At 70.4% G+C, this 26,094-nt stretch carries 20 protein-coding genes; 10 read left to right on the top strand and 10 right to left on the bottom strand.

The window, feature by feature from the left end:
* Positions 1-31: 31 nt before the first annotated feature.
* Positions 32-1,213, bottom strand: coding sequence for a 4-hydroxybenzoate 3-monooxygenase (pobA, locus tag QTH87_RS13655; RefSeq protein WP_286609713.1), 1,182 nt, complete (start codon positions 1,211-1,213; stop codon positions 32-34).
* Between the two features lie 139 nt (positions 1,214-1,352).
* Between pobA and QTH87_RS13650 the strand changes: the two genes are divergently transcribed.
* The 8 genes from QTH87_RS13650 (at position 1,353) to QTH87_RS13615 (ending at position 8,721) form a co-directional block, all read left to right on the top strand.
* Entirely contained in the window at positions 1,353-2,123 is a 771-nt protein-coding gene (locus tag QTH87_RS13650; protein WP_286609711.1) for an IclR family transcriptional regulator domain-containing protein, read from the top strand.
* Between the two features lie 55 nt (positions 2,124-2,178).
* A complete protein-coding gene (locus QTH87_RS13645; RefSeq protein WP_286609710.1) occupies positions 2,179-2,838 on the top strand; it encodes a response regulator in 660 nt (219 codons plus the stop codon).
* Entirely contained in the window at positions 2,835-4,142 is a 1,308-nt protein-coding gene (locus tag QTH87_RS13640) for an ATP-binding protein (RefSeq protein ID WP_286609708.1), read from the top strand. The genes QTH87_RS13645 and QTH87_RS13640 overlap by 4 nt, the downstream gene beginning before the upstream one ends.
* Positions 4,143-4,227: 85 nt before the next feature.
* Entirely contained in the window at positions 4,228-5,715 is a 1,488-nt protein-coding gene (locus QTH87_RS13635; protein WP_286609707.1) for a Do family serine endopeptidase, read from the top strand.
* 90 nt (positions 5,716-5,805) lie between these two features.
* On the top strand, positions 5,806-6,189 hold the full coding sequence (locus QTH87_RS13630) for a hypothetical protein (protein ID WP_286609705.1): 384 nt from the start codon (positions 5,806-5,808) through the stop codon (positions 6,187-6,189).
* Positions 6,190-6,339: 150 nt separating this feature from the next.
* Entirely contained in the window at positions 6,340-6,720 is a 381-nt protein-coding gene (locus QTH87_RS13625; RefSeq protein WP_286609704.1) for an FHA domain-containing protein, read from the top strand.
* A gap of 141 nt (positions 6,721-6,861) precedes the next feature.
* Positions 6,862-7,023 (top strand): hypothetical protein, encoded by a 162-nt coding sequence (locus QTH87_RS13620; protein ID WP_286609703.1) that lies wholly within the window; start codon positions 6,862-6,864, stop codon positions 7,021-7,023.
* A gap of 60 nt (positions 7,024-7,083) precedes the next feature.
* Complete coding sequence (locus QTH87_RS13615; protein WP_286609701.1) at positions 7,084-8,721, top strand: putative bifunctional diguanylate cyclase/phosphodiesterase; 1,638 nt, start codon at positions 7,084-7,086, stop codon at positions 8,719-8,721.
* Between the two features lie 36 nt (positions 8,722-8,757).
* Here QTH87_RS13615 and QTH87_RS13610 read toward each other — a convergent pair whose 3' ends face one another.
* The 8 genes from QTH87_RS13610 to QTH87_RS13575 form a co-directional block, all read right to left on the bottom strand.
* Positions 8,758-13,176 (bottom strand): cellulose biosynthesis protein BcsC, encoded by a 4,419-nt coding sequence (locus QTH87_RS13610; RefSeq protein WP_286609699.1) that lies wholly within the window; start codon positions 13,174-13,176, stop codon positions 8,758-8,760.
* On the bottom strand, positions 13,152-14,387 hold the full coding sequence (bcsZ, locus tag QTH87_RS13605) for a cellulose synthase complex periplasmic endoglucanase BcsZ (RefSeq protein ID WP_286609697.1): 1,236 nt from the start codon (positions 14,385-14,387) through the stop codon (positions 13,152-13,154). The genes QTH87_RS13610 and bcsZ overlap by 25 nt, the downstream gene beginning before the upstream one ends.
* On the bottom strand, positions 14,384-16,678 hold the full coding sequence (gene bcsB, locus QTH87_RS13600) for a cellulose biosynthesis cyclic di-GMP-binding regulatory protein BcsB (RefSeq protein WP_286609696.1): 2,295 nt from the start codon (positions 16,676-16,678) through the stop codon (positions 14,384-14,386). The genes bcsZ and bcsB overlap by 4 nt, the downstream gene beginning before the upstream one ends.
* Entirely contained in the window at positions 16,675-18,855 is a 2,181-nt protein-coding gene (bcsA, locus tag QTH87_RS13595; protein WP_286609694.1) for a UDP-forming cellulose synthase catalytic subunit, read from the bottom strand. Before bcsA ends, bcsB begins: the two co-directional genes overlap by 4 nt.
* Entirely contained in the window at positions 18,852-19,664 is an 813-nt protein-coding gene (gene bcsQ, locus QTH87_RS13590; RefSeq protein WP_286609692.1) for a cellulose biosynthesis protein BcsQ, read from the bottom strand. Before bcsQ ends, bcsA begins: the two co-directional genes overlap by 4 nt.
* Positions 19,646-20,146 (bottom strand): hypothetical protein, encoded by a 501-nt coding sequence (locus tag QTH87_RS13585; protein ID WP_286609690.1) that lies wholly within the window; start codon positions 20,144-20,146, stop codon positions 19,646-19,648. The genes bcsQ and QTH87_RS13585 overlap by 19 nt, the downstream gene beginning before the upstream one ends.
* Positions 20,143-20,616, bottom strand: coding sequence for a cellulose biosynthesis protein BcsD (bcsD, locus tag QTH87_RS13580; RefSeq protein ID WP_286609688.1), 474 nt, complete (start codon positions 20,614-20,616; stop codon positions 20,143-20,145). Before bcsD ends, QTH87_RS13585 begins: the two co-directional genes overlap by 4 nt.
* Positions 20,617-20,703: 87 nt before the next feature.
* Positions 20,704-21,693 carry a GGDEF domain-containing response regulator gene (locus QTH87_RS13575; RefSeq protein ID WP_286609687.1) on the bottom strand — a complete coding sequence of 330 codons (990 nt, stop codon included), beginning with the start codon at positions 21,691-21,693 and terminating at the stop codon, positions 20,704-20,706.
* A gap of 151 nt (positions 21,694-21,844) precedes the next feature.
* On the opposite strand from QTH87_RS13575, the gene QTH87_RS13570 reads away from it, so the two are divergent.
* On the top strand, positions 21,845-24,133 hold the full coding sequence (locus tag QTH87_RS13570) for an ATP-binding protein (RefSeq protein ID WP_286609685.1): 2,289 nt from the start codon (positions 21,845-21,847) through the stop codon (positions 24,131-24,133).
* Positions 24,134-24,266: 133 nt separating this feature from the next.
* Positions 24,267-25,418 carry a zinc-binding metallopeptidase family protein gene (locus QTH87_RS13565; protein ID WP_286609684.1) on the top strand — a complete coding sequence of 384 codons (1,152 nt, stop codon included), beginning with the start codon at positions 24,267-24,269 and terminating at the stop codon, positions 25,416-25,418.
* Here QTH87_RS13565 and QTH87_RS13560 read toward each other — a convergent pair.
* Entirely contained in the window at positions 25,408-26,070 is a 663-nt protein-coding gene (locus QTH87_RS13560; protein ID WP_286609682.1) for a DUF2939 domain-containing protein, read from the bottom strand. The two genes, QTH87_RS13565 and QTH87_RS13560, sit on opposite strands and share 11 nt — an antisense overlap.
* Between the last annotated feature and the right edge of the window lie 24 nt (positions 26,071-26,094).

The raw sequence follows: 26,094 nt of genomic DNA, 5'->3' as shown, positions 1-26,094 counted from the left end.
CTGCGCGATTCTTGGTCTGTCCCGCAAAGTCTCAGAAATCTTCCAGCGGCAATCCGACGTAGTTCTCCGCCAGCGAGGTCGAGGCTGCGCGCGAGTGCACCAGATAGTCGAGCTCGGCTTCCTGGATCTTCTGGCCGAAGTCGCCGGTGTCCGGGAAGCGGTGCATCAGCGAGGTGAACCACCAGGAGAAGCGCTCGGCCTTCCAGACCCGGCGAAGGCAGAGGTCGGAGTAGCGGTCGAGCGCCGAGGCCGACTTGTCGGCATAGAAGATCTCCAGCGCGCGCGACAGGTAGCCCACGTCGGCGGTCGCCAGGTTGAGGCCCTTGGCGCCGGTCGGCGGCACGATGTGGGCGGCGTCGCCGGCCAGGAACAGGCTGCCGAAGCGCATCGGCTCGGCCACGAAGCTGCGCAGCGGCGCGATGCTCTTCTCGAGTGAAGGCCCGGTCACGAGCCGCTCGCGCGCCTCGGGGTCGAGCCGCAGGCGCAGCTCGTTCCAGAACGCGTCGTCGCTCCAGTTCTCGACCTTCTCGTCGGTCGGAACCTGCACGTAGTAGCGGCTGCGCGTCTCGCTGCGCATGCTGCACAGCGCGAAGCCGCGCTGGGTGTTTGCGTAGATCAGCTCGTGCGACACCGGTGGCACGTCGGCCAGCACGCCGAGCCAGCCGAAGGGGTAGACCTTCTCGTAGGTGCGCAGCGCGTCGGCCGGCACGCTGGCGCGGCTGACGCCGTGGTAGCCGTCGCAGCCCGCGACGAAGTCGCATTCGATCTCGTGGCTGGCGCCGTCCTTCTGGTAGCGCACGCGCGGCCTGGCGGAGTCGAAGTCGTGCAGGCTGACCGACCCGGCCTCGTAGATGGTGACGAGGCCGGCGGCCTGGCGCGCTTCCATCAGGTCGCGCGTGACCTCGGTCTGGCCGTAGACCGTGACCTGCTTGCCGTCGGTCAGGCCGTGCAGGTCGATGCGGTGGCGCGCACCCTTGAACAGCAACTCGATGCCCTCGTGCGGCAGCCCTTCGGCGCGGGCCCGCGCGTCGACGCCGGCGCGCGCCAGCAGGTCCATCGTGATCTGTTCCAGCACACCGGCGCGGATGCGCCCGAGCACGTAGTCGCCGCTCTGGCGCTCGACGATCACGTTGTCGATGCCGGCCTTGTGCAACAGCTGGCCGAGCAGGAGGCCCGCCGGGCCGGCTCCGATGATGGCTACCTGGGTTCGCATGTTCTCGTCTCTCGTTGTGTGGAGTGCGCAGCTTAGGGCGATGGGGCTGCCTGGTGGGGGTCGGCCGGCGCGCGTTGTGCGATCATGGGAGCTTCTGCGCGATGATCGCGCAGCAGTTCGCAGCCGCAACCCGCATTCAATGACCATCGCCAAGCCGGACTTCATCGAAGGCATCGCCAAGGGCATGGCCGTGCTCGAGAGCTTCGACACCGAGCGCCAGCGCCTCAATGCCACGCTGGCGGCCGAGCGCGCCGGACTGACGCGCGCGGCCGCCCGGCGCCACCTGCTGACGCTGGCCCACCTGGGCTATCTCGAGACCGACGGCAGCTATTTCTGGATGGCGCCCAAGGTGCTGCGCTTCTCGGGCAGCTACCTGGCGTCGTCGCGCCTGCCGCGGGCATTGCAGCCGACGCTGAACCGGCTCGCGGCCCAGACCCAGGAGTCGTTCTCGGCCGTGGTGCTGGACGGCGAGGAAGTGGTCATCGTCGCGCGCAGCGGCAGCTACGGCGCGCCCACGCGCGTGCTGGCCTACGGGCTGCACCTGGGCGCTCGCCTGCCTGCGCACGCCACCTCCACCGGCCGCGTGCTGCTCGGGGCGCTGACGCCGGCCGAGCTCACGCAGTGGCTCAAGGCGGGCCGGTTGTCGCGCCTGACGCCCCAGACCGTGACCCAGGCGCGGGCGCTGCGCCAGCGCATCGCGCAGGCGCGCAAGGACGATTTCTGCTTTGCCAGCGAGGAGCACGAGATCGGCGTGCAGGCGCTCGCGGTGCCGCTGCGCAACATGCAGGGGCGCACCGTGGCCGCCCTCAACGTGGTGCTCTCGGGGGGCCGCCACCAGGAAGAAGCGCTGCGCCGCGACCTGCTGCCCCTGCTGTTCGAAGCCGCCCGCGAACTGCGTTCGCTGCTGTGAGCGGCGCCCGATTCGCCGCTACCATCGTCACCGCCCCTTCCCGGACGACTCCAACATGCGACTTCTGCTGCTCGAAGACGACCTCATGATCGGCGAAGCCGTGCTCGACCTGCTGCGCGCCGAGCAGTACGCGGTGGACTGGGTCAAGGACGGCGAGGCGGCGGACACCGCGCTGCGCACGCAGCAGTACGACCTGGTGCTGCTCGACCTCGGCGTTCCCAAGCGCGACGGCCTCGACGTGCTGCGTTCGCTGCGCGCCCGCAAGCAGCGCATGCCGGTGCTCATCGCCACCGCCCGCGATTCGGTGCAGCAGCGCATCGAGGGCCTCGACGCGGGCGCCGACGACTACGTGCTCAAGCCCTACGACCTCGACGAACTCCTGGCCCGCATCAGGGCCCTGCTGCGGCGCGCGGCCGGCCGGGCGGAGCCGGTCTACGAGCACCTGGGCGTGAGCATCAATCCCGCCACGCGCGAAGTCACGGTCGGCGGCCAGCCGGTCATGCTGTCGGCGCGCGAATGGGCGGTGCTCGAGCCGCTGCTGGCCCGGCCGGGCATGGTGCTGTCGCGCGCCCAGATCGAGGAAAAGCTCTACAGCTGGAAGGACGAGATCAGCAGCAACGCGGTCGAGGTCTATGTCCATGGCCTGCGCAAGAAGCTCGGGGCCGACCTGATCCGCAACGTGCGCGGCGTGGGCTACATGGTTCCCAAGGAATGAAGTCGCTCCGGGCGCGGCTGCTGTGGTTCCTGCTCGCGGCCATCGTGCTGGCCGCCGGCACCCAGGCCTTCGTGGCCTACCGCGCGGTGCTCGACGAGGCCGACGACATCTTCGACCACCACATGCAGCAGATGGCGATGTCGCTGCGCGCCGGCCTGCCACCGAGTTCGGCGGTCGGTGGGCTCGGCGGCGGCGAGGACAACTTCGAGTTCATCGTGCAGGTCTGGACCCTCGACGGCGTCCGGATCTTCGAGTCGGCAGCGCAGGCGGCGCTGCCGCAACGCGCGGTGCTCGGCTTCTCGACCGTGCAGGCGCGCGGCACCACCTACCGCGTGTTCTCGATGGCCACCGGCGCACTCGTGATCCAGGTGGCGCAGGACATGCGCGCGCGCCAGCGCATGGCCGGCACGCTGGCCTTGCGCACGGTGGGTCCGATCGTGCTCGCGGCGCCGTTGCTGATGCTGGTGGTGTGGCTCGTCGTGAGCCTGTCGCTGGCGCCGGTGGCGCGGGTGCGGCGGCAGGTGGCGGCGCGCCAGGCCGACGACCTGTCGCCGCTCAGCGAGGCCGATCTGCCCGAGGAGGTGCGCCCGCTGGTGCGCGAGCTCAACCTGCTGTTCGCGCGCGTGCGGCACGCCTTCGAGGCGCAGAAGCACTTCGTCGCCGATGCCGCCCACGAGCTGCGCTCGCCGCTGGCCGCGCTCAAGCTGCAGGTGCAGGGCCTGCAGAGAGCAGGCGACGATGCCGCGCGCGAGCTGGCCGCGACCCGGCTGGCCGCCGGCATCGACCGCGCGACCCGGCTGGTCGAGCAGATGCTCGCGCTGGCGCGGCACGAGGCGAGCGCCGCGTCCGGTGCGCTGCCCGGGCCGGTGCGGCTCAGCGAGGTGGCACGGCTCGCGATCTCGGACACGGTCGCCGCCGCACAGGCGCGCGGCATCGACATCGGCATCGCGCACGACGACGACACGCTCCTGGTGCGGGGCCAGGCCGAGGCCTTGCGGATGCTGCTGCGCAACCTGCTCGAGAACGCGATCAAGTTCACGCCGGTCGGCGGCCGGGTCGATGTCGGCATCATGGCCGGGGCCGGCGTGGCCGAGCTCAGCGTCGACGACAGCGGGCCGGGCCTGCCCGAGAGCGAGCGCGGGCGCGTGCTCGACCGCTTCTACCGCTCCGCCGACGCCAAGGCCCCCGGCAGCGGCCTGGGCCTGTCGATCGTCAAGTCGATCGCCGACCTGCACGGGGCGGCGCTCTCGCTCGACCGCTCGACCCTCGGCGGCCTGCGGGTGGTGGTGCGCTTCCCGACCTGAAGCCCGTCGGGCGCTTTAAGCCGCGCTTAAGGCGCGGGACCGACATTCCTTTCGTGCTCTTCTCTTACCCTCGAAAGGATTCCTGATGAAAACCGGTTTGACCTCGCCTCGCGCCCTCGTGCTTTCGCTGGCTGCCGCCGGCGTGATCGGTGCCGTCGGCACCGGGGCCTATACCAGCGCCCGCGCCGTTGCCGCGCCGGCGGAGTCCGCCGCTGCCGTCTCCGGCGCCGCGACCCCCCTCGTCACCATGCCCGACTTCTCGACCATCACGGCGCGTGATGGCCAGGCCGTGGTCAACATCAGCGTCACCGGCAGCACCAAGACCGCCGGCGCCCAGGGCGGCCCGCAGATGGATCCGGACGATCCGATGAACGAATTCTTCCGTCGCTTCGGCGGCGGCCAGGGCCCGCGCGGCCAGCAGCCGCAGCAGCAGCGTGAAATGCCCGTGCGCGGCCAGGGCTCGGGCTTCATCCTGAGCGCCGACGGCATCATCCTGACCAACGCCCACGTCGTGAAGGACGCCAAGGAAGTGACGGTCAAGCTGACCGACCGCCGCGAATTCAGCGCCAAGGTGCTGGGCTCCGACGCCAAGACCGACGTCGCCGTGCTCAAGATCGAGGCCAAGAACCTGCCGGTCCTCGCCGTCGGCAGCACCAAGCAGCTGAAGGCCGGCGAATGGGTGCTGGCGATCGGCTCGCCGTTCGGCTTCGAGAACACCGTGACCGCCGGCGTCGTGAGCGCCAAGGGCCGTTCGCTGCCGGACGACGGCTATGTGCCCTTCATCCAGACCGACGTGGCGATCAACCCGGGCAACTCGGGCGGCCCGCTGCTCAACACGCGCGGCGAAGTCGTGGGCATCAACTCCCAGATCTACAGCCGCAGCGGCGGCTATCAGGGCGTGTCGTTCGCGATCCCGATCGAGGTCGCGATGAACATCAAGGACCAGATCGTCGCCACCGGCCGTGCCACGCATGCGCGCCTGGGCGTCGCGGTGCAGGAAGTGAACCAGGCCTTCGCCGATTCCTTCAAGCTCGACAAGCCCGAAGGCGCGCTGGTGTCGAACGTCGAGAAGGGCGGCCCGGCAGACCAGGCCGGCCTGCGCTCGGGCGACGTGATCCGCAAGGTCGATGGCGAAGCCGTGGTGGCCTCGGGCGACCTGCCGGCCATGATCGGCCAGCGCAAGCCGGGCAGCAAGGTGACGCTCGAGATCTGGCGCCAGGGTTCGCGCGAGGAAGTCTCGGCCAAGCTCGCAGATGCCGAGGAAAAGAGCAAGACCGTGGCCAAGAACGAGGAGAGCGGCGCCAACCAGGGCAAGCTGGGCCTCGCGCTGCGTCCGCTGCAGCCGCAGGAACAGCGTGAAGCGGCGGTCGATGGCGGCCTGCTGATCGCCGACGTCGGCGGCCCGGCCGCCATCGCGGGCGTACAGACCGGCGACGTGCTGCTGGCCATCAACGGCACGCCGGCCAAGAGCGTCGAACAGGTGCGCGAGGCGGTGGCCAAGGCCGACAAGACCGTGGCCCTGCTGATCCAGCGCGACGGCAACAAGATCTTCGTGCCGGTCCGACTGGGCTGATCGAAGACGCCCGCAGGGCGGCCGGCCGAGACTTAGTGCCGCTCCCGCAAACCGCAGCGCCAAGGCACCGTGCAAAAGTGCCTTGGCGTTTTGCTGCCTGCCACCAACAATCACGGCCATCTTGCTTGCAAAGGTTTTTCGGTGGCACTTCGTGATGTTTCGCTGACTGTTCTCGAACTGGAGCCCGGTGAATTCCACTGGGTCCTGATGGAGGCAACTGCCGTCGAATCCGAGATGTGCCTGGGATTTCGCCCGATCGACTGCTCGACCCGGGGCCTTTCCGACTACGCCGAGGCCCTCATCCAGGGTGCGGCGGCGTTGCGGGTGCTACAGGGCGTCGCGCCGTTCGGCCGGCCCTTGGCGCCCGTCGGCATCGGAGAGAGCGGCCCGGCCGACTATTGGACCGGCGCCGCTTCCTCGTCCCCCAACGAACCCGACTCCTGCATGTTCACCACCGACCTGCCGGCCTTCTAGCGGCGTCGCCAATGCAGTCGCGGCTGCGACACAATATCGGATGATGCGCACGCTCCCCAGAGCGGCATAGAGCGGATGGATGAGACTGCGGCCCGGAACGTGCTCATGGATCCGGACGAGGTTGCGCTCCCTGAAGCTGGAGGAAGAAGAATGACAAGACTGATCGTGCTGCAAAAGAGCGGCTCGGCCAAGCAGATCAACATCACGGCAACGCCTTTCGTGGTCGGCCGGGCCGACAGCTGCGACCTGGTGCTCGACAATCCGCTGGTGAGCCGCTCCCATGCGGTGTTCGAGGCGGCCGGCGACGGCATGTCCATCCGTGATCTCGAGAGCCACAACGGCACCTTCGTGAACGGCCAGCGGATCGAGGCCACGGTGCTCTACAACGGCGACGAGATCCGCATCGGCAACTACCAGATCCGCTTCCTGGCGCGCGGCAGTCCGATCGCAGCCGCCGAGGCGCTGCGACTCGTGACGGTCCCGGGCAAGCTCGCCGACATCGACCTGCAGCGCCTGGGCGGCAAGTCCTGAGGCCGGCCCGCAGTCGCGGGCGGCATTCCGCCAAGGAACTAAGTCACATTTCAGTCGGCTTGCAACACCCGCCATTCGGCCGATTCCCTTGCGCGCGTCATGAGCGCAAAGTGTGGACTCGTTTGAATTCGGGAGCGCATCATGGACTCAGAGGTCGTGACCCTTGGCGTACTGGCAATCGTGGTGGCCGGAGGGTGGCTGATCGATGTGCTCAGCCATCGCTCGCCTTCTCCTCTGCAGCGCCAGATGGTCAACCAGATCAAGAAGTCGGCAGACACCATCCGCGGCGCCTCGCTGCGCTGAAAGTGTCGCGCGCCGGCTCCGCCGGCGATTCGGCGCCGCTTTTGAGGGAACAATAGCGGCATGCCAACCCGCACCCTCGTCGGACATCTCAAGATCTGCGACGGACTGATCCTCTGGGCCGACGAAGATGCCCACACCTTGCTGGAATACCCGTCGGGCGCCCTGACGGACATGCCGTTCGAAGACATCCTTCCCGTCTCCGTGATCCGGTCGCTCAAGCTGCCTGCGCGCGGCGCGGTCGACGGCCGCCGGGTCGGGCTCAAGGGCCGGAACGGCCGCGACGTGCAGGCCGACCTGCGCGGCGAGCGCATGGAAGATCGCTGCGCGCTGTGGTCCTTCACGCCGACGGCGGTTCGTGCGCGCGGCGAGCGGCTCGATCTGCTGTCACGCCACGACGCGCTCACCCGGCTGCCCAACCGCGTGCCTTCGACACAGGAGCTGGCACCGGCCACCCCGCTCGCGAGGGCCGGCGGGCCGCTGCTGGCCGTTTGCTATCTGGACCTCGACCGCTTTCGCGACATCAACGACAAGTTCGGTCCGCTCGAAGGCGATGCGGTGCTGCGCGAAGTGGCGCGCCGGCTCAAGGCCGGGGTGCCCGGCAATGCAAGCGTCTCGCGTGTCGGGGGCGACGAATTCGCGCTGCTTCTGGCGGTCGACGACAAGGCACAGGCCGAGGAATTGCTCGCGCAGGTGCTTGCGCGGCTCGCTCATCCCTTCAGGCTGCAGGACGGCTCGGCGCAGCTGCGCACCAGCGTGGGCGTGGCGCTGATGCCGCGCGGCGAGCAGCCGACCGAGGTCATGCTGCAGCATGCGCGCCATGCGGTCTTCTTCGCCAAGCGCGCGGGCGGCAGCCAGGTGCATTTCTTCGACGCCGGGCAGGCGCGCGAGGACGAGGAGGGCGTCGCGATCCGCCAGCAGATCGTGGCCGGCCTCGCCAGGCACGAGTTCCTGCTCGCCTTCCAGCCCAAGGTCGACATGCGCTGCGGCCGCGTGATCGGCTTCGAGGCGCTGGTGCGCTGGCATCATCCGACGCGCGGGTTGCTGCAGCCGGGCGCCTTCGTGGCGCAGATCGACGACTACGAAGTGGTCGAGCAGCTCGGCGACTGGGCCATCGGCGAGGCGCTGCGCCAGGCGGCCGAATGGCAGGCCGCCGGCGTGCGGACTTCGGTCAGCGTGAACATCAGCCCGCGCCACCTGTTGCGGCCCGGCTTCATCGAGCGGCTGGGCGTTCAGCTCGCGCGCCATCCGCAGCTGCAGCCCGGCGTGCTCGAGCTCGAGATCCTCGAGACGACGGCGATCAAGGACTTCGCCGCGGTGTCGGCGTTCATCGGCGCCTGCTCGGCGCTCGGCGTGCCGGTCGTGATGGACGACTTCGGCACCGGCTATTCCTCGCTCACCTACCTGCGCCGCCTGCCGGTGTCGGCGCTCAAGCTCGACCAGTCCTTCGTGCGCGGCATGCTCGACGACCCCGAGGACGAGGCCATCATCCGCGGCATTCTCGTGATGGCGCGCGGCTTCGGTCGCCAGACCATCGCCGAAGGCGTGGAGTCGATCGCCCACGGCAGCGCGCTGCTGGCGCTGGGATGCACGCTCGGCCAGGGCTACGGCATCGCCAAGCCGCTCGCCGCGGCCGAGGTGCCGGCCTGGATCGCGGGTTTCGAGCAGGCGCCCCCCTGGGGCCGCGCCGCCGATTGCTGAGCCTCGCCGGCCGAGGTTCTCGCCGGCGACGCGCCCCTACAGCAGGGGCGTGTAGGGCGAGCTGACCGGCTTGAGCGTCGAGCCGCTGCCCGGCGAGGCATAGCGGCCGCTGTTGCCGAGCATGTAGCGCAGATAGGCGCTGACCGAGATCTGGCGGTAGTTCTGGGCGTTGTTGAAAGCCATCGCGCCGCCCAGGAAGAGCTGCGGCGCCACCTGGTACTCGACCACCCCGGCCAGGTTGTAGGCCACGCCCGTATGGCTGCTGCCGATGTAGTAGCCCGTGAACGGCGCGCGGTTCAGGCCCAGTCCGGTGGCCTGCGCGACCGCGCTCGCGGCCTGCGCCTGGCGCGCCGGATCGGTCGGGAACCAGGGCGAGGCGTCCTGCGTGAACGACTGGATGCCGAGCGATGCATTGAGCCGCCAAGACAGTCGGTCGTCGCGACCGGTCCAGTCGACCGGGAAGGCCACGCTCACGTACGACTCGGGGCTGAAGTAGCCGCCCTGGCCGTAGGTGAAGTAGCTGAGGTTCTTGTCGTAGCCCAGCAGGTCGACGTTCATGCCCACCGTGAGCGACGAGCCCGGCTTCTTGAGCAGGTGCACGTACATGCCGCCGCCGAGTTCGTAGCGGCTGTTGTCGGCGACGTTGCGGCCCGTGATGGAGTGCGCCAGGCCGTAGCCGTAGATGCCGTAGGTGCCGTCGTCGCGCGTGACGTCGAGCCTGCCGCCGGTGGCCACCACGCCGCCCCAGCGGTCGCCGTTGCGAGGGTCCTCCGTGCCCGCGAACGACAGCAGGCTGTCGGTGACCGCGCGGCGCGACAGCTCGCCCTTCATCGTGACCGTGTCGGACAGTGCGCCCCCGTAGCTCACGCCGCCGACCACGTTGGTCTCCTGGAAACCCAGCGGCGTGGTGCCGATGCTGGCGTTGAGGTTCTTGCCCTCGTAGCCGACGCTGAGGCCGACGCCGCTGGCATTCTGGCCGTCGGTGCCCGTGACCCGGCCCGCGAGCTGGTCGATCGCGGCCTGCGGCCCGCCGCCGAAGCGGCTCGTGGTGCCGTAGTCCTGCGCCATCGCGCCGTTGTCGAGCACCGTGGGCGTGATGCCCACCACCACCTTGCCGCTGCCGGCCGGGAAGCGCGCCTCGATCGGCACCTGGAGGTCCTGCAGCCGGCTCAGGCCCGATTCGCCGTCGCGGTTGCGGTAGACGCTGCCGATGTCGATCGTGGTGCTGCGTTCGGCTTGCAGGTCCTGCAATTCGGCCAGCAGCGGGTTCGCGGGCGCGGTGCCGATCGGTGCCGTGTTCCAGGTGGTTTCGCTGGCCAGGCTGCTGCCTGGCGCGGGCGCCGGCAGGTAGAGCGGCTGCCCGGCATTCTGTCCGGGGTAGGCCGGCTGCGGGTAGGCACTCTGCGGGTAGGTCGGCGGATAGGCTTGCGCGTATTGCGCTGCGACGGGTGCCAGCGGCTGCGAGGTCGCCGGCGCGTTCGGGCCGGCCTCGGCCTGGCTGCCCTTGCTTCCGGTGCGGCGGGTCTGCGTGGCGCTGGTGCTCGTGCTGCTGCGGGTCGCGGTGCGCGCGGCCGTCTGGCCGGCCGGCAGCGCGGCCGTGTTGCCGCCCGAGCCCCACGGCAGGTTGGCCTGCGGCATCGCGGCGGCGCCGGCGTAGGCGGGGGCGCCGGGGTAAGCCGGGTAGGCCGGCTGTGCGGGGTAGCCTGGTGCGGCGGCATAGGCCGGTGCAGCCGGGACGGCAGGAAGCGGCGGCAGGGCCGCGACCGGCGCCGCGGCACCGCCGCGCATGCCCGCGAAAGGCGAAGCCGCCGCAGCGGCCGTGGCCGGATAGGCTCCCGCCGGCAGCCCCACCGGCTGCAGCGTGGCGCCGAAGGGCGCACCCGCGGCGGCCGCGCCGCCGGTCATGCCGGCGAAGGGATTGGACGGCGCCACGGGCACCGCGCCGGGCCGCGCGGTCACCGCGCCGCCGGCCGCCCGGCTGTCGGCTGCGACCGCGGCGCGCAGGTACTGCTCGGCGCGGGCGTTGTCGCCGGCATTGCGGTAGACGCGGCCCGCGGCCGCCAGCACGCGCGACTGGTCGGGCGCCTGCTTGAGCGCGGCCTGCACGTAGCTTTCGGCGTCGCCGTGGGCGCGCAACGCGCTGGCGCTCGAGGCGGCCGCGAGCAGCGTGTCGAGGTCGGTCGGGCTGCGTTGCAGGATGCGCTGGTAGAGCGCCAGCGCCTGCTTCTCGTCGCGCGCGGCGGCATAGAGGCGCGCCAGCGCGGCCAGCACCTGCGGATCGTCGGGGCGTGCGGCCAGCACGGGCGCCATCGCGTTGTAGGCGGCCTCGAGGTTGCCGGCCTCGCGCAGCGCGTCGGTCTGGCGCAGGGCGAGGGCAATGTTGAGGCGCTCGAAGTCGGCCCGCTGGGCGGTCGTCATGTTGGCCTGCTGCAGCTGCCGCAGCACGGCCGTGAGCTCGACGTCCTGCTGGGTCTTGAGCAGCACGGTCGCGTACAGCAGGCGGTCGCCGACGCCTGGATTCGCGCTGCGCGCGAGCAGCTGCCGGCTCATCGCGAGCGCGCGCGGGGCGTCGCCGATGTCCGCATAGGCGCTGGCCAGCTGGCCCCACAGCTCGGGCGGCATGTCGTTGCCGAGCGCGGCCTCGGTCTGGGCCAGCACGCCGCGCGCTGCCGCGACCTGGCCCTGGCGTGCGAGCGCCTGGGCCTGCTGCGCCTGTCCCGCAGCCCACAGCCGGCGCTGCAGCTGCGTCATGTCGCGGGTGCGCGAGGCGGCCGGGATGCGGTCGAGGTATTGCAGTCCGGCGGCCGGGTCGCCGGCCTCCGAAGCAAGCAGGGCGCTCGCGAACAGGGCGTCGGGCATGTCGGGCTGCGACATCAGCAGCCCGTCCATGACGCCGCGCGCCTGGGCCGTCATGCCCTGGCGGCGGTAGAGGTTGGCGAGATCGAGCCGCACCCACGGGCTGTCGGGCGCGGCCAGCATGGCGTCCTCGAGCGTGCGCTGGGCGCCTGCCACGTCGCCGGCGTCGGTCTGTGCGCGGGCCTTGGCGCGCGCGGCCTCGACCCGCACGTCCTGCAGGTTGCCGAGCTGGCGCAGCTGATCGGGCGAGAGCTTCTGGGTCAGCGTCGCGGCCTCGTCGTTGCGTCCCTGGCGCGTGTAGACCGAGATCATTCCGCGCAGCGCCTGCGGGTCGCTGGGCTTGGCTTCGAGCGCCTGCCGGAATCCCTGTTCGGCGGCCGCGAGGTTGCCGTTGGCCAGCTGCAGCTCGGCAAGGGCGATCTGGCCCACGGGTTCGCGCGGGTCGGCCTTGACTGCGCGCTCCAGCAGAGCCTGGGCGCTGCGTGCGTCGCCCTTGTCGCGCGCGACGTTGGCCTGGCGCACGAGGTTCCAGTAGGTGGCGCTCTGCAGCGCCGAGGCCCACTTGCGTCCGCCCGCGCCCCTGGAGGCCTGCTCGAGCAGCTGCTGCGCCTCGGCGAAGCGCTCCTGCCGCAGGCGGATCAGGCCCAGTCCGCCCAGCGCTTCGGGATCGCCGGGCTCGGCGCGCAGCGCCTGCTGGAAGCGCTGCTCGGCCGTGGCCGCGTCGCCGCGGTCCAGGGCCTTGTAGCCCTCGCCGAGCGGCTGGGCCGCGGGCGATGCGGTGGCTGCCGCGGTGCGCGCGGCGCGCAGGCTGTCGAGCCGGGCCTGCACCGCCGGGTCGGGATGGGTCGAGAGGTAATCGTCGTAGAGCGCCGAATCGGCTTCGCGGGCGTCCAGCCAGATCAGCGCCTGGCGCCAGCTCGCGGTGGCGGCCGCGCCGACGCCCGGCTGCTTCGACAGCTCGGCCAGGCTGCGGATGCCTTCGCGGCGGGTCGGTTCCCGGTAGGTCTGCAGCTGCGCCAGCGCGAGCCTGTAGGCGGCGTTGTCGGGCTTGTCCTTGACCAGCTGTTCGAGCCCCTTGCGGCCTTCTTCCCAGCCCTGCGGCGTGCCGCTCAGCAGCTGGTAGTACTCGACCGCCAGTGGCTCGGGCGGCGTGCGGTTGGCGCCGAACACGGCGCGATAGAGCGCGATGGCCTCGGCCGTGCGGCCGGCCTTGGAGGCGGCGCGGGCGCGCTGCAGGTCGGTCTGCGGCGTGCCGCCCTGGGTCTGCACGGCCGTGCTGGCGCGCGGGTCGGAGGGATGGGCAGCGCGCAGCTTCGCGAGCCAGTCGCGCGCCGGTTCGGCCTTGCCGCGCGCGAGCTCGACCTGCGACATGCCGTACAGGGCGTCGGCCGACTGCGGGTCGACGCGCAGCAGCTTCTGCCAGCTTTCCTCGGCCAGGTCGGTGCGGCCCATGCTCTGCCAGTAGTTGCCCTGTTCGATCAGCGCCGCCTTGGCGTCCTGGGCGTGGGCAGGTGCGCCGGCATGCAGCGCGCCGATCAGGCCCAGGCAGGCCAGCAGGCGGCCCGGGGTCGAACTCAGGCGAGTTGGGTGGCGGGGCATAGCAGTCTCCAATGTGTTTGCAGCTGGCCGTTGCGCGTGAAGGCGTAGCGGCCATCGAGCCAGCCTTGTCCGAAGAGAAGGAGCATGCGCTCGTAGTAGGGAAGCGGTTGGGGCGCGGGCTGGGCCGGCGTCCCGACGCGGGCGCGTACGCGCGCGAGCTCGATGTCGAGCAGCTTCGGCAGGGCCTGGGCCTTCAGGTAGGGCAGCAGCGCCCCCGAGAAGCCGACCGGCCCGGTGCCGCGCGCGACCCCGGTCTGCGTGTCGACGTACTCGGGCATCGGCTGCTTCTGCTCGAGCAGGCGGCGCGGACCGTAGAGCGCCTTGAGCAACGGTGCGCGCGCCGGATCGGACGCGTGCATCATGCCGGCCCACAGGTAGACGCGGATCGCATCGTAGCTGCCGACCGCACCCTTCTCAGGATCGGTGGCGAAGGCGCCGTCGGCGGTGGACCAGGCACACCAGTCGGGCGCGAAGCCCTGCGGCGTCACGGCGGCCACCATGCGCACGGTGTTGGCTGCGACCTCGCCCCAGGGGCCTGCCGGGTCCAGGTCCTCGAAGCGGCGCAGCAACTGCAGGGGCAGGTAGCTCGGGTTGAGCCGCCACAGCGGTCCCTTGGCGATCGAGGCCGGCCAGGGCAGCAGCATGCGGCCGAGGCCCGGCAGCGTGACGACCTCGTCGCGCGCGGCCATCGCCAGCACCGCACGGCCGAGGCTGCGGTAGCGCGGCTCGTTCCAGAGCCGGCCGGCCTCGAGCAGCGAATAGGCGATCCAGAGGTCGGAGTCCGAGGCCGGGTTGTCGTCGAGCACGCCCCAGCTGCCGTCGGGCTTGCGCCCCCATTGCCAGGCCGGCAGGCGCTGCGCCAGGTTGCCGGCCGCGAGGTTCTTCTCGGTCCAGTCGAGCACGCGCGCGAAGGCCGCGCGGTCGTTGTGGACCAGCGCGAAGAACAGGCCGTAGGACTGGCCCTCCGAGGTCGAATGCTGGGTCTTGGTATCGAGATCGACGATGCGGCCGTCGGCCTGCAGGTGGCGCGCCGCGAAGGAGGTCCAGTCGGTGGTCGGCAGGCAGGCCGTGCTGGCCTGCTGTGCCACGGCCGGCAGGGCCGCTGCGAGCGGCGCGAGCGCCAGGCCGGCAAGCAGCCGGCGTCGGCCCAGCGGTGGCACGGGCACGGCAGCGGCGCCGACGGGCAGGTGCGAGTGCATGGACTCGGTCATGACGGGTCTGAGCGCAGGCGGCGACGCGCGCGCAGCTGCAGGCTCACGTAAGCCGCGGCGGCGCCCAGCAGCGCCAGGGCGATCACTGCCGCGGCCAGCAGCAGCGGGCTGCGCGAGAGGTTCCACTGCAGCCACATCACGGGCGGCAGCTTGCCCACGTAGTAGGTGTCGCCGGTCAGCAGGCTGCTGACCTGGTTGCCGCGCACGAACGATGTGCTGCCCTGGATGTTGCGCACCAGGCTCGGGCTCATGAGCGCATTGAGCAGCGCCGGCTGCGAGGCCGAGCCGGCCACGACCGCGACAACGCTGCGCTCCTTGGCGAGCGGCGATTCGAAGCCCGCGAGCACCGCGTCGCTGCCGTCCTCGGCCACCGTCATCTGCGTGGTGGCGGGCAGGTCCTGGCGCTGCCGGGTGCCGGTGATCAGGTTCAGCGTGTCGTCGATCCAGCTGCCCAGGCGGAACTCCTTGGCGTCGGCCTTGCGCTTGAGCGGCATGCGGTCGGACCACTGCGTGAACAGCGGCTGGTTCTGCAGGTTGCCGATCACGAGCAGATCCTTGGCCGCGAACTGCGACACGTTGGCGGCGCGGCCGACCGTCAGGCGAAGCGCCGGATAGCCGGTGGCATTGCCCTGGTGCCCGAGCAGCGCGAGATAGGTCTGGATGTCGCCCGTGTCGGGCTGGTCGGGCAGCACCACCGCGGTCTCGGACAGGTCGGCCAGCCGCGAGAACGGGAAGCCGCTGTTGGCATAGGCTGCCAGCTCGGGCATCGCGATGTAGTGCGGCAGCCGGGAGACGTCGATGGTCGACGCCGGATCGACGTTGCCGCGCACGTTGTCGAGCAGCGGCTTGCAGTCGCCGCCGGCCGGCTGGAAGTAGTAGTGCATGCGCAGCTGGCTGCGCGAGCCCAGCAGCAGCGGTGACAGCAGCAGGTCCGAGTCCTGGCTCACGGTGCCGTCGGGCAGCAGCTTGAGCATCAGCGGGCTCCACCAGCGGTCGGTGGCGGCGTTGGCTGCACGCAGCGGCAGCGAGGCGACGAAGGAGTTGTCGAGGCTCAGGTTCAGCGTCGACTGGTCGGGGCGCACACGCGGCGTGTAGTTGTAGCGCAGGTCGAGCGGAAAACCGCGGCTGCGCCAGGTGAACAGGTCGGGTGCGAGCTGCAGGTTGACCCGGATCACGTCGGGCGTGTAGCCCACGACGGTGAAGTCGGATGCCGGTGCCAGTTCGCCGAGCTTCACGGGCCGGTCGTCGGCGAGCCAGTGCGGCGCGTCGTAGGGGCGTCGCGGCGGCGGCTCCTGGAAGTTCGACAGCGTCGCCGTGCCGCCTGCCATGGCGCGGCTGTTGACGGCCAGCGCCGCGGCCGCGGTTCGCATCTCTGCCGGCGTGCGGCCCATCACGAGCAGCAGCTTGAAGGCCGCATTGCGCGGATGGTCGACCACCGCCAGCGTCGGGCCCTGGATGTCGGGCAGCGCGAGCCCGTCGATCGCGGTCTCGGGCGTCGCGAACACCACTGCATGGGCCGCGGGCGGAAGCGCGCCGGTGGTGACCGGGAACACCGCGCCGCGGTAGCCCGCCAGCAGGCCGAACCACGAGGACACGATGCCCGCGGCCTCGAGGGTCGGCGAACCCGCGCCGCTGCCGAGCACGAAGGGAATGCTCGCGCGCCGCACGTCGCGGCGATCGAAGAAGGGCTGCGGCAGCATGCCGAGGTCGGCCGCCACGTTGAGCATCTGGACATCGAGCCGCAGCGTGCTCGAAGCGTCGACCGTGGCCCACAGGCTGCTGTGGGCCGGGTCCTCGCACTCGCGCGTGTAGTGGCCGACCAGCTCGATGTTGATGCGGTTGAAGTCGGTGATCAGGCGGCGGTCGATCGGAATGTCGGCGGTCTGGGGCTTGCCGCCTTCGCCGCGCACCACCGGCAGCGTGGTCACGAGCACGTCGTTGACGCTGACCTTGAGGTGCGACAGCTCGGGGATCAGTGCCGGCGAATAGGCGTAGTTGAGCCTGAACGAGGCGCTGGTGACCAGTTCGTCCGCGCGCACGCTGAACGGGATTCCGATGGTGCCGCGGGTGCCGCGCAGGTTGATCGCGAAGTCGATGCCGAGCTGGGCGAGCGTCATCTGGACCGTGGTGGAATCGCCCGCGGTTGCCGGTTGTGCGGCGGCCGGCTGGGCCGGTGCCCGCGCGGTCGGCGCTGGGGTGGTCCGGCCCTGGGCCAGGGCAGGGCCTGCGGCCAGGGCCAGCAGCGCGAGCGCGACGGCGCCCGCTCGTTTGCGATGGAGGGCCGATGTCACGTGGGTTCCTTTGCAGGGACGGCGCGCGCGGCGGCCGATGCCGGGCGCACCTTGCGCGCCGCGGCGCGTGCGTAGTGGGCGAACATGTCGCGAAAGCCGACCATGCTGATGCGGGCGATGTGGCCGATGACCCGATGGGCCGGCACGCGCGGATGGTTGCCCCAGCGCGCGGCCCAGATGTCGGCGCGTGCGGTGGTGCACTGGACCAGCGCGCGCTCCTGCGCGAAGTCCAGCGGATCGAACTGCAGCCCCATGCGCTTGCCGCGGTTGAAGCGCACCGTGGCCGGGAATCGATGCTCGACGTCGCCGCGGTAGAGCGCCACCTCGAGCGGCGCCGCCTGGGCCAGCGCGACCTCCGCCGGCAGCTGGATGCCGAGGCCGCCGCTCGAGAAGTCGAAGGTGTTGCAGCGCATCGAATGACCGTCGGCGAAGTAGAGCGTGGCCGGCACGTCGAGCGTCACGCGGTGGGCGCCGCGCACCTGGCGCGATTCGTTGGCCGCGGCCACGCAGGCGCCGAGGATCACGAGGTTGTAGAAGGTCCAGGCCAGGTTGAGCCAGACCGTGAGGATGTTCTCCGAGTCGACCCAGGTCAGGCGCCAGATGCCTGCCGCCACCCCGATGAAGTTGAGCGCCAGCAGGAACAGGCTCGCCTTGGCGATCTGGGTGTCGAAGTAGCGCTCCTGGATCAGGCCGCCCTTGGCCGTCACGTTGAAGCTGCCGAGCTTCGGATTGATCAGCGCCACCAGCGTGGGACGGAAGATGTACCAGGCGAGCACGGCCTCGTAGACCTCGTTCCAGAACAGATAGCGAAAGCGTCCCTGGATCCGGCTGTTGGTGAGGTTGGCGTGGAAGATGTGCGGCAGTGCGAAGGCGAAGATCATCGGTGCCGAGGCATGGATCACGCTGGCGCCGAACACCAGGTAGGCCAGCGGCGCCGTGAGATAGATGATGCGCGGCAGCCCGTACAGGAAGTGCAGCATCGCGTTGACGTAGCACAGCCGCTGGGCCCACGTCAGCCCGCGCCCCAGCAGCGGGTTGTCGGTGCGGAAGATCTGGATCATGCCGCGGGCCCAGCGGATGCGCTGTCCGACGTGGCTCGACAGGCTCTCGGTCGCCAGGCCGGCGGCCTGCGGCAGGGCCAGGTAGGCCGTGTTGTAGCCGGCCCGGTGCATCTTGAGCGCGGTGTGGGCGTCCTCGGTCACGGTCTCGACCGCGATGCCGCCGACTTCCTCGCAGATGGTGCGCCGAAGCACGGCGCAGGAGCCGCAGAAGAAGGTCGCGTTCCAGAGGTCGTTGCCGTCCTGGATCAGGCCATAGAAGAGCTCGCCCTCGTTGGGCACGGTGCCGAAGGTGCCGAGGTTCTTCTCGAACGGGTCGGCCGAGAAGAAGTAGTGCGGCGTCTGCACCATGCCGAGCTTCGGATCGCGGCCGAACCAGCCCATCGCGATCTGCAGGAAGGAGCGCGTGGGCGTGTGGTCGCAGTCGAAGATGGCGACGAACTCGCCGTCGGTGTTCTTGAGCGCGGCGTTGATGTTGCCGGCCTTGGCATGGCGGTTGTTGTCGCGCGTGACGTGGTGCACGCCGACGCCTTCGCAGAAGGCGCGGAACTCCTCGCGCCGGCCGTCGTCGAGCACGAAGATCCTGATCTTGTCGGGCGGCCAGTCGATCGACTGCGCAGCGAGCACCGTGGGCCGCACGACCGACAGCGGCTCGTTGTAGGTCGGGATGAAGATGTCGACCGTGGGCCAGTCGCGCGGGTCGGCCGGCAGCGGCACCGGCTTGCGCTCCAGCGGCCAGGCGGTCTGGATGTAGCCCAGCAGCAGCACCACGAAGGCGTAGATCTCGGCCGCCAGCAGGCCGCTGCCCAGCACCAGGTCGAGCAGGTTGTCCATGTACATGGTCTCGGTCACGCGCCAGTACATGTAGCGCGACGAGACCACCACCGACAGGAAGATCATCGCCAGGGTCGGAATGCGGCCCGGGAAGCGATTCAGCACCAGCGCCGCGATGAAGAGCACGACCGATAGCGTGAGCTGCTGGTGCAGCGTCATCGGCGTGATGATCACCACCGGCAGCACGGCCAGCACGATGGCCCACGACACGAAGCGGAACAGCCGGCGGCTGGGGGGGGCGGCGGCGGCGGACTCTTCGGGCGGCGCGGAGGCAGGAGAGGTCATGGTCGGCGGGTCTCCGCGAAGGGCATGGGGGGGTGCAGGCGGCGCAGCAACTGGCGTGCGCACTGCTCGAAGTCCTCGGCGGCCTGGCTGTGCGGGGCATAGCGCCGCACGTCGACCGCGCTGGCCAGTGCCTCGCTCACGGCCTGATCCTGGTGCACCACGCCCAGCAGGCGGTCGCCGAGCGCCTCGCGCAGCGTCTGCAGCACGTCGCGATTGAGCCGCCTGCCGGCATCGGCCTGGTTCACCACGTAGACGCTGGCCATGAAGTCGGCGCGCGGCAGGCAGTACTTGTCGACCATCCGGTCGATCAGCGGCAGGGTCGCGAAGGAGCCCGCGTCGGGCAGCAGGGTGGTGATGGCGAGCTGCGCCACGCGCAGCGCCTGCTGCAGGTAGACCGACGGCCCGGGCGGCGTGTCGAGCACCACGAGGGTATCGGGCGGCAGCTGGAAGCGCGCCAGCGTGCGGGCGAGCCAGTCGGGCTCGTCGGCCAGATGGCGTTCGAGCGCGATCTGCGCCTCGTCGTCGATGAAGCCGAAGGGCAGCAGCACCACGCCGCCACGCGCCGGCTGCATGGCCTGGGTCCAGGAAGCGGCGCCCGCCAGCACGCCGGCCAGGCCGATCTCGCAGGCGTCGCGGTCGAGGGCGAGATGGAAGCGCAGTGCGTTCTGCGGATCGAGGTCCACGGCCAGGACCCGGTGTCCTGCTTGCGCCAGCGTCGTGCAGAGGTTGGCGGCCACCGTCGTCTTGCCGACACCGCCCTTGGCCCCGATGACCGCGATCACGGGCATCGTCAGGTCGGCTTCCGCCATCGGGACATGAGGCCGTGGCCGCCGTCGACCGCCGGTCGTGGCTGGCCGGCCAGCCGTGCGAAGAGCAGGTCGAGTTCGCGCGGTTCTCCCGCGCGTGCCCCGACGACTGGCGGCGACGCGGCCCAGGCGGCGGGCAGGGCAGTAGGCAGGGCGTGCGGGGCAGCCGTGACCGCAGCAGCGAGGGGCGCGGTCACCGGTGCCGCTCTCGATGCGTGAGTGGGTGAGGCCGAGGACGGCTGGACGGGTGAAGGTATGGCGGCGGCCGGCACCGGGGTCGGCTGCGGCGCCGCTGCCCGAGGCGATGTCGGCGGCTGCGGTTGCGCCGGTGCTGCGGCTGCGCGCGAGCCCGGGATCAGCGGCCAGGCGGCCGGCGGCGCGGCTGGGTCGAGTACGGGTTCGAATTCACGATAACCGCTGGCATCGCCGCCGAACTTGCGGAACAGGCCGGTCACGTCTTCGGCTTCGCGGTCTTCTTCGCTCATCCGTTGCTCCTTTCGAGCCGTAGCACCAGCTGGGGCAGGCCGCGCGCGTCCGCGCCCTCGGCGCGCACGTGCAGCTCGGCCGGCGTGCCCTGGGCCGCAAACCAGGCCTGATAGGCGCCTTCGAAGAAGCCGCCGGCCCAGTCCCCGCTTTCGGGGCCGAAGGCCATGGCGAGCGGGCTGCACGAATGAACGATGCGCAGGTGGTCGCCCTCTTCCTGCAGCGTGGCGAAGCCCCAGTCGATGGCTTCCCAGCGGATATTGAAGCCGGCGGTCAGCTGCTCCATCGTGTCGCAGCGCTCGATCGGCAGCGCCGTTGCGACGCGCTCGCCGATCCGTCGGAACAGCTGGCGGACGTCCTCAGGAGGCAGGCCGGCACTCAATTCCGCGGCCAGCGCGCGGTTGAATTCCATCCATTGAGCAGAGCACGTGCTGCGTTGGTAGTAGCTGAGGAAATTATCTTGATCTGTCATGAGCACCCGCTTCGGCGATTGTCACGGCGTGACCCCTGATTGACAACAAAGGCGGCAACGTTTGTCGTGCGGATGCAATACGGAAGTTCAAGCGGCGACGATGCGATTGCGGCCCTCGCACTTCGCCTGATAAAGCCGGGCGTCGGCAGCGGCGATCAGCAGGTCCGGCGAGGCCCTGGACGTTGCCACCCGTGTCGCGACGCCGATGCTGACCGTCACCTGTCGCGCCTCGGGCGCCGGGTGAGGCAGCGTGGTGGCCTCGACGCTCAGGCGAATCTGCTCGGCGACCTCGGCGGCCCGGGCCGCCTCGAGGCCGGGCAGCACGACCGCGAACTCCTCGCCGCCGAAGCGGGCTGCCAGGCAGGTCGGATCGGCGTGGGCATCGCGGATCGCCTCGGCCACGCACCGGAGGGCATCGTCGCCGGCCAGATGGCCGAAGTTGTCGTTGTAGCTCTTGAAATAGTCGACGTCGATCATTAGGAGCGACAGCGGCGTGCCCTCCGTCCTGGACCTGTCCCATTCCCGTGCCATGCAGTCGTTGAAGGAGCGCCGGTTCGGCAGGCCCGTGAGGCCGTCGGAATTGGTCAGGCGCTGCAGTTCGAGGTTGCTCGCGAGCAGCTGCTGCTCGCTCAGGCGCAGCGCGCGATAGGCGTTGTCGCGCTCGACCAGCGTGGTGTAGGCCCGCGAGTGGTAGCGGATGCGCGCGATCAGCTCGATCGGCTCCGGCAGCTTGACGAGATAGTCGTTGGCGCCCATGGCGAAGGCCGACTTCTTCATCTCGGGCTCGTCGTTGGAGGACAGCACGATGATGGGGATGTCGCGCGTATCGGGGTGCTCGCGGTAGGCCGTGACGAGTTCGAGCCCGTTGGCGCCCGGCATGACCAGGTCCTGGAGGATCACGGTCGGACGCACTGCGCAGGCCTGCGCCACCGCCGCGTCGGCTTCGGAGCAGACGTGCATTGCGATGGCCGGGTCGACCGCGAGCATCTTGCGCACCATCATCGCGATCACGGGCTGGTCGTCGACCAGCAGCACCGTGACCGCGTCCTGGGCCTCAGCGTCCGGGGCGGAGGGCATCGCTTTCCCGGGCATACTCATCGGACGATGATCGCCAAGGCGAAAAGTGCATCGGGAAGCGCGGCGGTGATCGGGTGACGTGCCATGGTGACGGAGTACGAGCCGCTGCCATTATCACGGCTCGCAAACCGCCCGGACAAAGGCCCACTGGATGGCAGCATTCGACAACACGACACCGCCGGCAGCCGATGACGGCCAGCAGGAACTGGGCGCCCGCCTCGAAGCCTCGCAGCAGCGCCACCTCGAACTGCTGCGCCGGGTGATATCGCTCACTGCAGAGCGCGACAAGCTCGAGGCCCGCGCACGGCAGCAGGCTGCCGAACTCGAGGCATCGCACCGGGTGCTGGTGGCGGCCAAGCGTCACCTGATGGTGGCCGAGGCAGCGCGCATGGCGCAGTGGGAATGGGATCTTTCCGGCCACAAGGTCCAGCTCGGCGGACGCTGGGAAAAGATGATCGGCGAGGTCGCGCAGGACCGCCACTGGGACCTCGACACGCTGATGTCGCGCGTGCATCCGGACGACCTGCCCGTGGTGCAGCAGGCCTTCAAGGATGCGGTGAGCGGCAAGGCCGACCGCTACATCGCCGAGCATCGGGTGTCGACCGCGGGCGGCTGGATCTGGATCGAGAGCATCGGCATGGTCACGGAGCGCGACGCCGAGGGCAAGCCGCTGCGTCTGACCGGCTTCAATGCCGACATCACGGCGCGGCGCACCATGCATGCCGAGATCGAGCAGGCGCGGGCGCAGGCCGAGGCCAGCAACCGCGCCAAGAGCGAATTCCTCGCCAACATGAGCCACGAGGTGCGCACGCCCCTCAATGCCGTGATGGGCCTCACGCGGCTCTTGCACCAGTCGTCGCTCGACGAGGAGCAGCGTCAGCACCTGGAGCTGATCGACAGTTCGGCCACCTCGTTGCTGGCCCTGCTCAACGACGTGCTCGACCTGTCCAAGATCGAGGCCGGCAAGCTGGTGTTCGAGCAGGTGCGCTTCGATGTCGGCCGCTGGGTCCGCGAGGCGGTCGCCCTGCACCGGCCGTTGGCCGAGAAGAAGGGCCTCAAGGTCGAGCTCGAGATCGGCCAGGACGTGCCCTGGAAGCTCGCTGGCGATCCGGGACGGCTGCGCCAGGTGATCTCGAACCTGGTCTCGAATGCGGTCAAGTTCACCGACTTCGGCCGCATCTCGGTCACGGTGCGTCTGGCGCCCAACCAGGCCGAGCTCCGGCGCGACGAGTTGCGCCTGCTGTTCACGGTGCGCGACACCGGCATCGGCATTCCGCAGGAAAAGCAGGAGCACATCTTCGAGGCCTTCACGCAGGCCGACGCCTCGATCACCCGGCGCTATGGCGGCACGGGCCTCGGGCTCGCTATCTGCGCCCGGCTGGTCGCGATGATGGGCGGGTCGCTGAACCTGCTGAGCCGGCCCGGCGAAGGAAGCACCTTCCGCTTCACCGCGGTCTTCGAGCAGGCGGCCGACGAGATGAGCGTGCTGACCGAGCCCGCGCCGCTCGAGGTCAGCTCGCTGCAGGGCCTGCACGTGCTGCTGGCCGAGGACCACGAGGTCAACGAACTGCTCATGCGCAAGCTGCTGATGCAGATGGGCTGCACCTTCCAGGTGGCGCGCAACGGCGCCCAGGCGCTGCAGGCATGGAAGGATCGGCCCTTCGACCTCGTGCTCATGGACGTCCAGATGCCGGTGATGAGCGGGCTCGACGCGGTGGCCGAGATCCGCCGGCTCGAGGACGCCGAGCCGCGCCGCGGCCACACGCCGGTGGTCGCGCTGACCGCGCATGCGATGGCGGGAGACCGCGAACGCTGCCTTGCGGCCGGCATGGACGCCTATGTGTCGAAGCCGGTGTCGCCGGGCCTGCTGACCCAGGCGATCCAGGTGGCCCGGGCGCGCTGCCGGCCGGCGCAGGACGAGGGCGACGAGGCGTTCGGCGAGATGGACTTCAGCACCATCGGCCGCCGATCCGAACAGCCTGCGTTCGGGGTTCCGGCTGTCCAGGCCGCGCCGGTGCGGCCTGCGGCAGTGGAAGTCCTGGCGCCCCAAGCGGCCGTCGAGGCCCAAGCAGATGCCGAGGTAGACGCCGAAGCCGACCTGCCGCCGCCGGTCGACATGCGGCAGCTGGTGCGCACGCTGGGCGGCGACCTCGCGGCGGTGAGCGAGATCGCGGTCGCGATGCGCAGCGACATGGCGCAGCGGCGCCAGGCCATCGGGGCGGCGCTGGCCGTGGGCGACGCGACCGGCGGGCAGGAGCAGGTGCATGCGCTCAAGGGCGCGCTCGGCAGCATCGGTGCCCATCGGGCCGCCGCCCTTGCCAGGCATCTCGAGACCCTGTGGCGCGACGGGGCGACCGAGGGGATGGAAAGCGCCGTTGCGCAGCTGGAGCGCGAGGTCGGGCGCGTCGACCGCGCCCTGCAGCAGGCCATCGACGGCTGACTGACACGCCGGGCAGGGAAACGAGGCCGATTGCGCCCGCATCGGCTTCCGCCTACACGCGGTCGGACACTCGTGAGGCGTGCGCGCAGGACGCCGACCTGTCATGCTGCATCGCAACACAACGCGGAAGATCATGAAGCTGCTCACCTGTTCCAATTGCGGCCATCGCGTCTTCTTCGAGAATTTGAGCTGCGGCAACTGCGCCGCCACGCTCGGCTATTCGCCCGAAGAGCAATGCATGCTGGCCTTCGAGGCCGCCACCGACCAGGGGCCCGAGGTCGCCTGGCATCGCCTGGGCCCGGCAGGGCCCGACCAGCGGCCCTGCGTGAACCGGTCGCAGCAGGTCTGCAACTGGATGCTGGCCGCCGACAGCACGCACCATCACTGCCTGTCCTGCCGCACCACGCACACCATTCCCGAGCTGACGAAGCCCGAGAACCACCAGTACTGGGCCGCGCTCGAGCAGGCCAAACGCCGGCTGTTCTACACGCTGCACGAGCTGGTGCTGCCGACGCCGAACAAGCTCGAGGACCCCGACAACGGCGTGTCCTTCGAATTCCTCGAACAGGTCGAGCCGCAGCAGCACGTGCTGACCGGCCACGACGAAGGCGTGATCACGCTCAACATCGTTGAGGCCGACGATGCGCAGCGCGAGCGCATCCGCCTGTCGATGCACGAGCCCTACCGCACGCTGCTCGGGCACTTCCGCCACGAGATCGGCCACTACTACTGGGACCGGCTGGTGCGCGGCACGCCGTGGATCGACGAGTACCGGCAGCTCTTCGGCGATGAGCGCGCCGACTATGCCGAGGCGCTCAAGATCCACTACGCCTCGCCGCCGAACGACTGGCCGCAGCGCTTCATCAGCGTCTACGCGAGCTCGCATCCCTGGGAAGACTGGGCCGAGACCTGGGCCCACTATCTGCACATGGTCGATGGCCTCGAGACCGCCGCTTCCTGGGGCATGCGCCTGGACCAGGTGCTGCCCGGCGGGCCGGCACTGGCGGCGCGCAGCGTCGACACCTCGGCCGAGACGATCAGGAACACGGTCATCGACCAGTGGCTGCCGGTGTCGCAGTTCATCAACGCCATGGACCGCAGCCTCGGCGCGCACGACAGCTACCCGTTCGTGATCGTCCCGCCCGTGATCGAGAAGCTGGACTTCATCCACCGCGTGGTCCGCGCCGCCAGTTCGGGCGCGATGGCGATGAACTTCCTGCCGCGCGGCGCGGGTGCAGGCGCACCGGCGTCTGCCGCATCGGCGCCCGCCGGCGTCACCTCCTGAAGGTCGAGGCAGGCAGGCGGATGTCGGTGAGCTTCCAGTCGGCGAAGCCGCTGCGCTCGAAGACCAGCCCGAGGCGGTCGGCGTCCGGCTCGTTGGGTCGGGCGGGGTCGACCGCATAGGCCGTCATGCGGCTTGCGCCCTGACGATCGATGACCCAGCGCGACTTCGCTGCGTCGGGCGCCGGCTCGGGCGTTGCGGGTGGTGCGGATGGTGCGGACTGCGGGCCGGCGGCAGCGTCGGGTGGCGTCGCCGGCGGCGTGGAGGGCACTGGAACGGCGGCGTCGCCGCGCCGCGACCTGGCATTGCCGAGGCTGCCGCTCTGCATCGCGGCCATCACCGTCTCGGGCCGCACCATGGCGTCGACCAGCTGATTGATGAGGCCCAGGCCGATCATGCTGCCGAGCGCCGAGAGCGCATCTCCATCCTTGGGCGTTCCGAGCTTCTGCGCCAGCCGCGCCGCGAACTGGCCCTTGAAGCTCTCGCGCAGCTTCGTGTAGTCGACATGCGCGTTGAAGCGCTCGGCATCGCCCTGTTGCGCGGCGCTCTGGAGTTCCCGCACCGCGAGCAACGGTGACCAGTACCAGTACGCACCGAGCGCGAGCAGCAGGGCGGCCAGCACGGTGGCCGCGGCGATTCTTCGTGTCTTCGTCATGCGCGCATTCTGCCCATGGCGCGG

Source organism: Variovorax jilinensis, from assembly GCF_030316885.1.
In the GTDB taxonomy this organism is placed as follows: Bacteria; Pseudomonadota; Gammaproteobacteria; order Burkholderiales; family Burkholderiaceae_C; genus Variovorax; species Variovorax jilinensis.
This window is presented reverse-complemented; position numbering and strand designations above follow the sequence as displayed.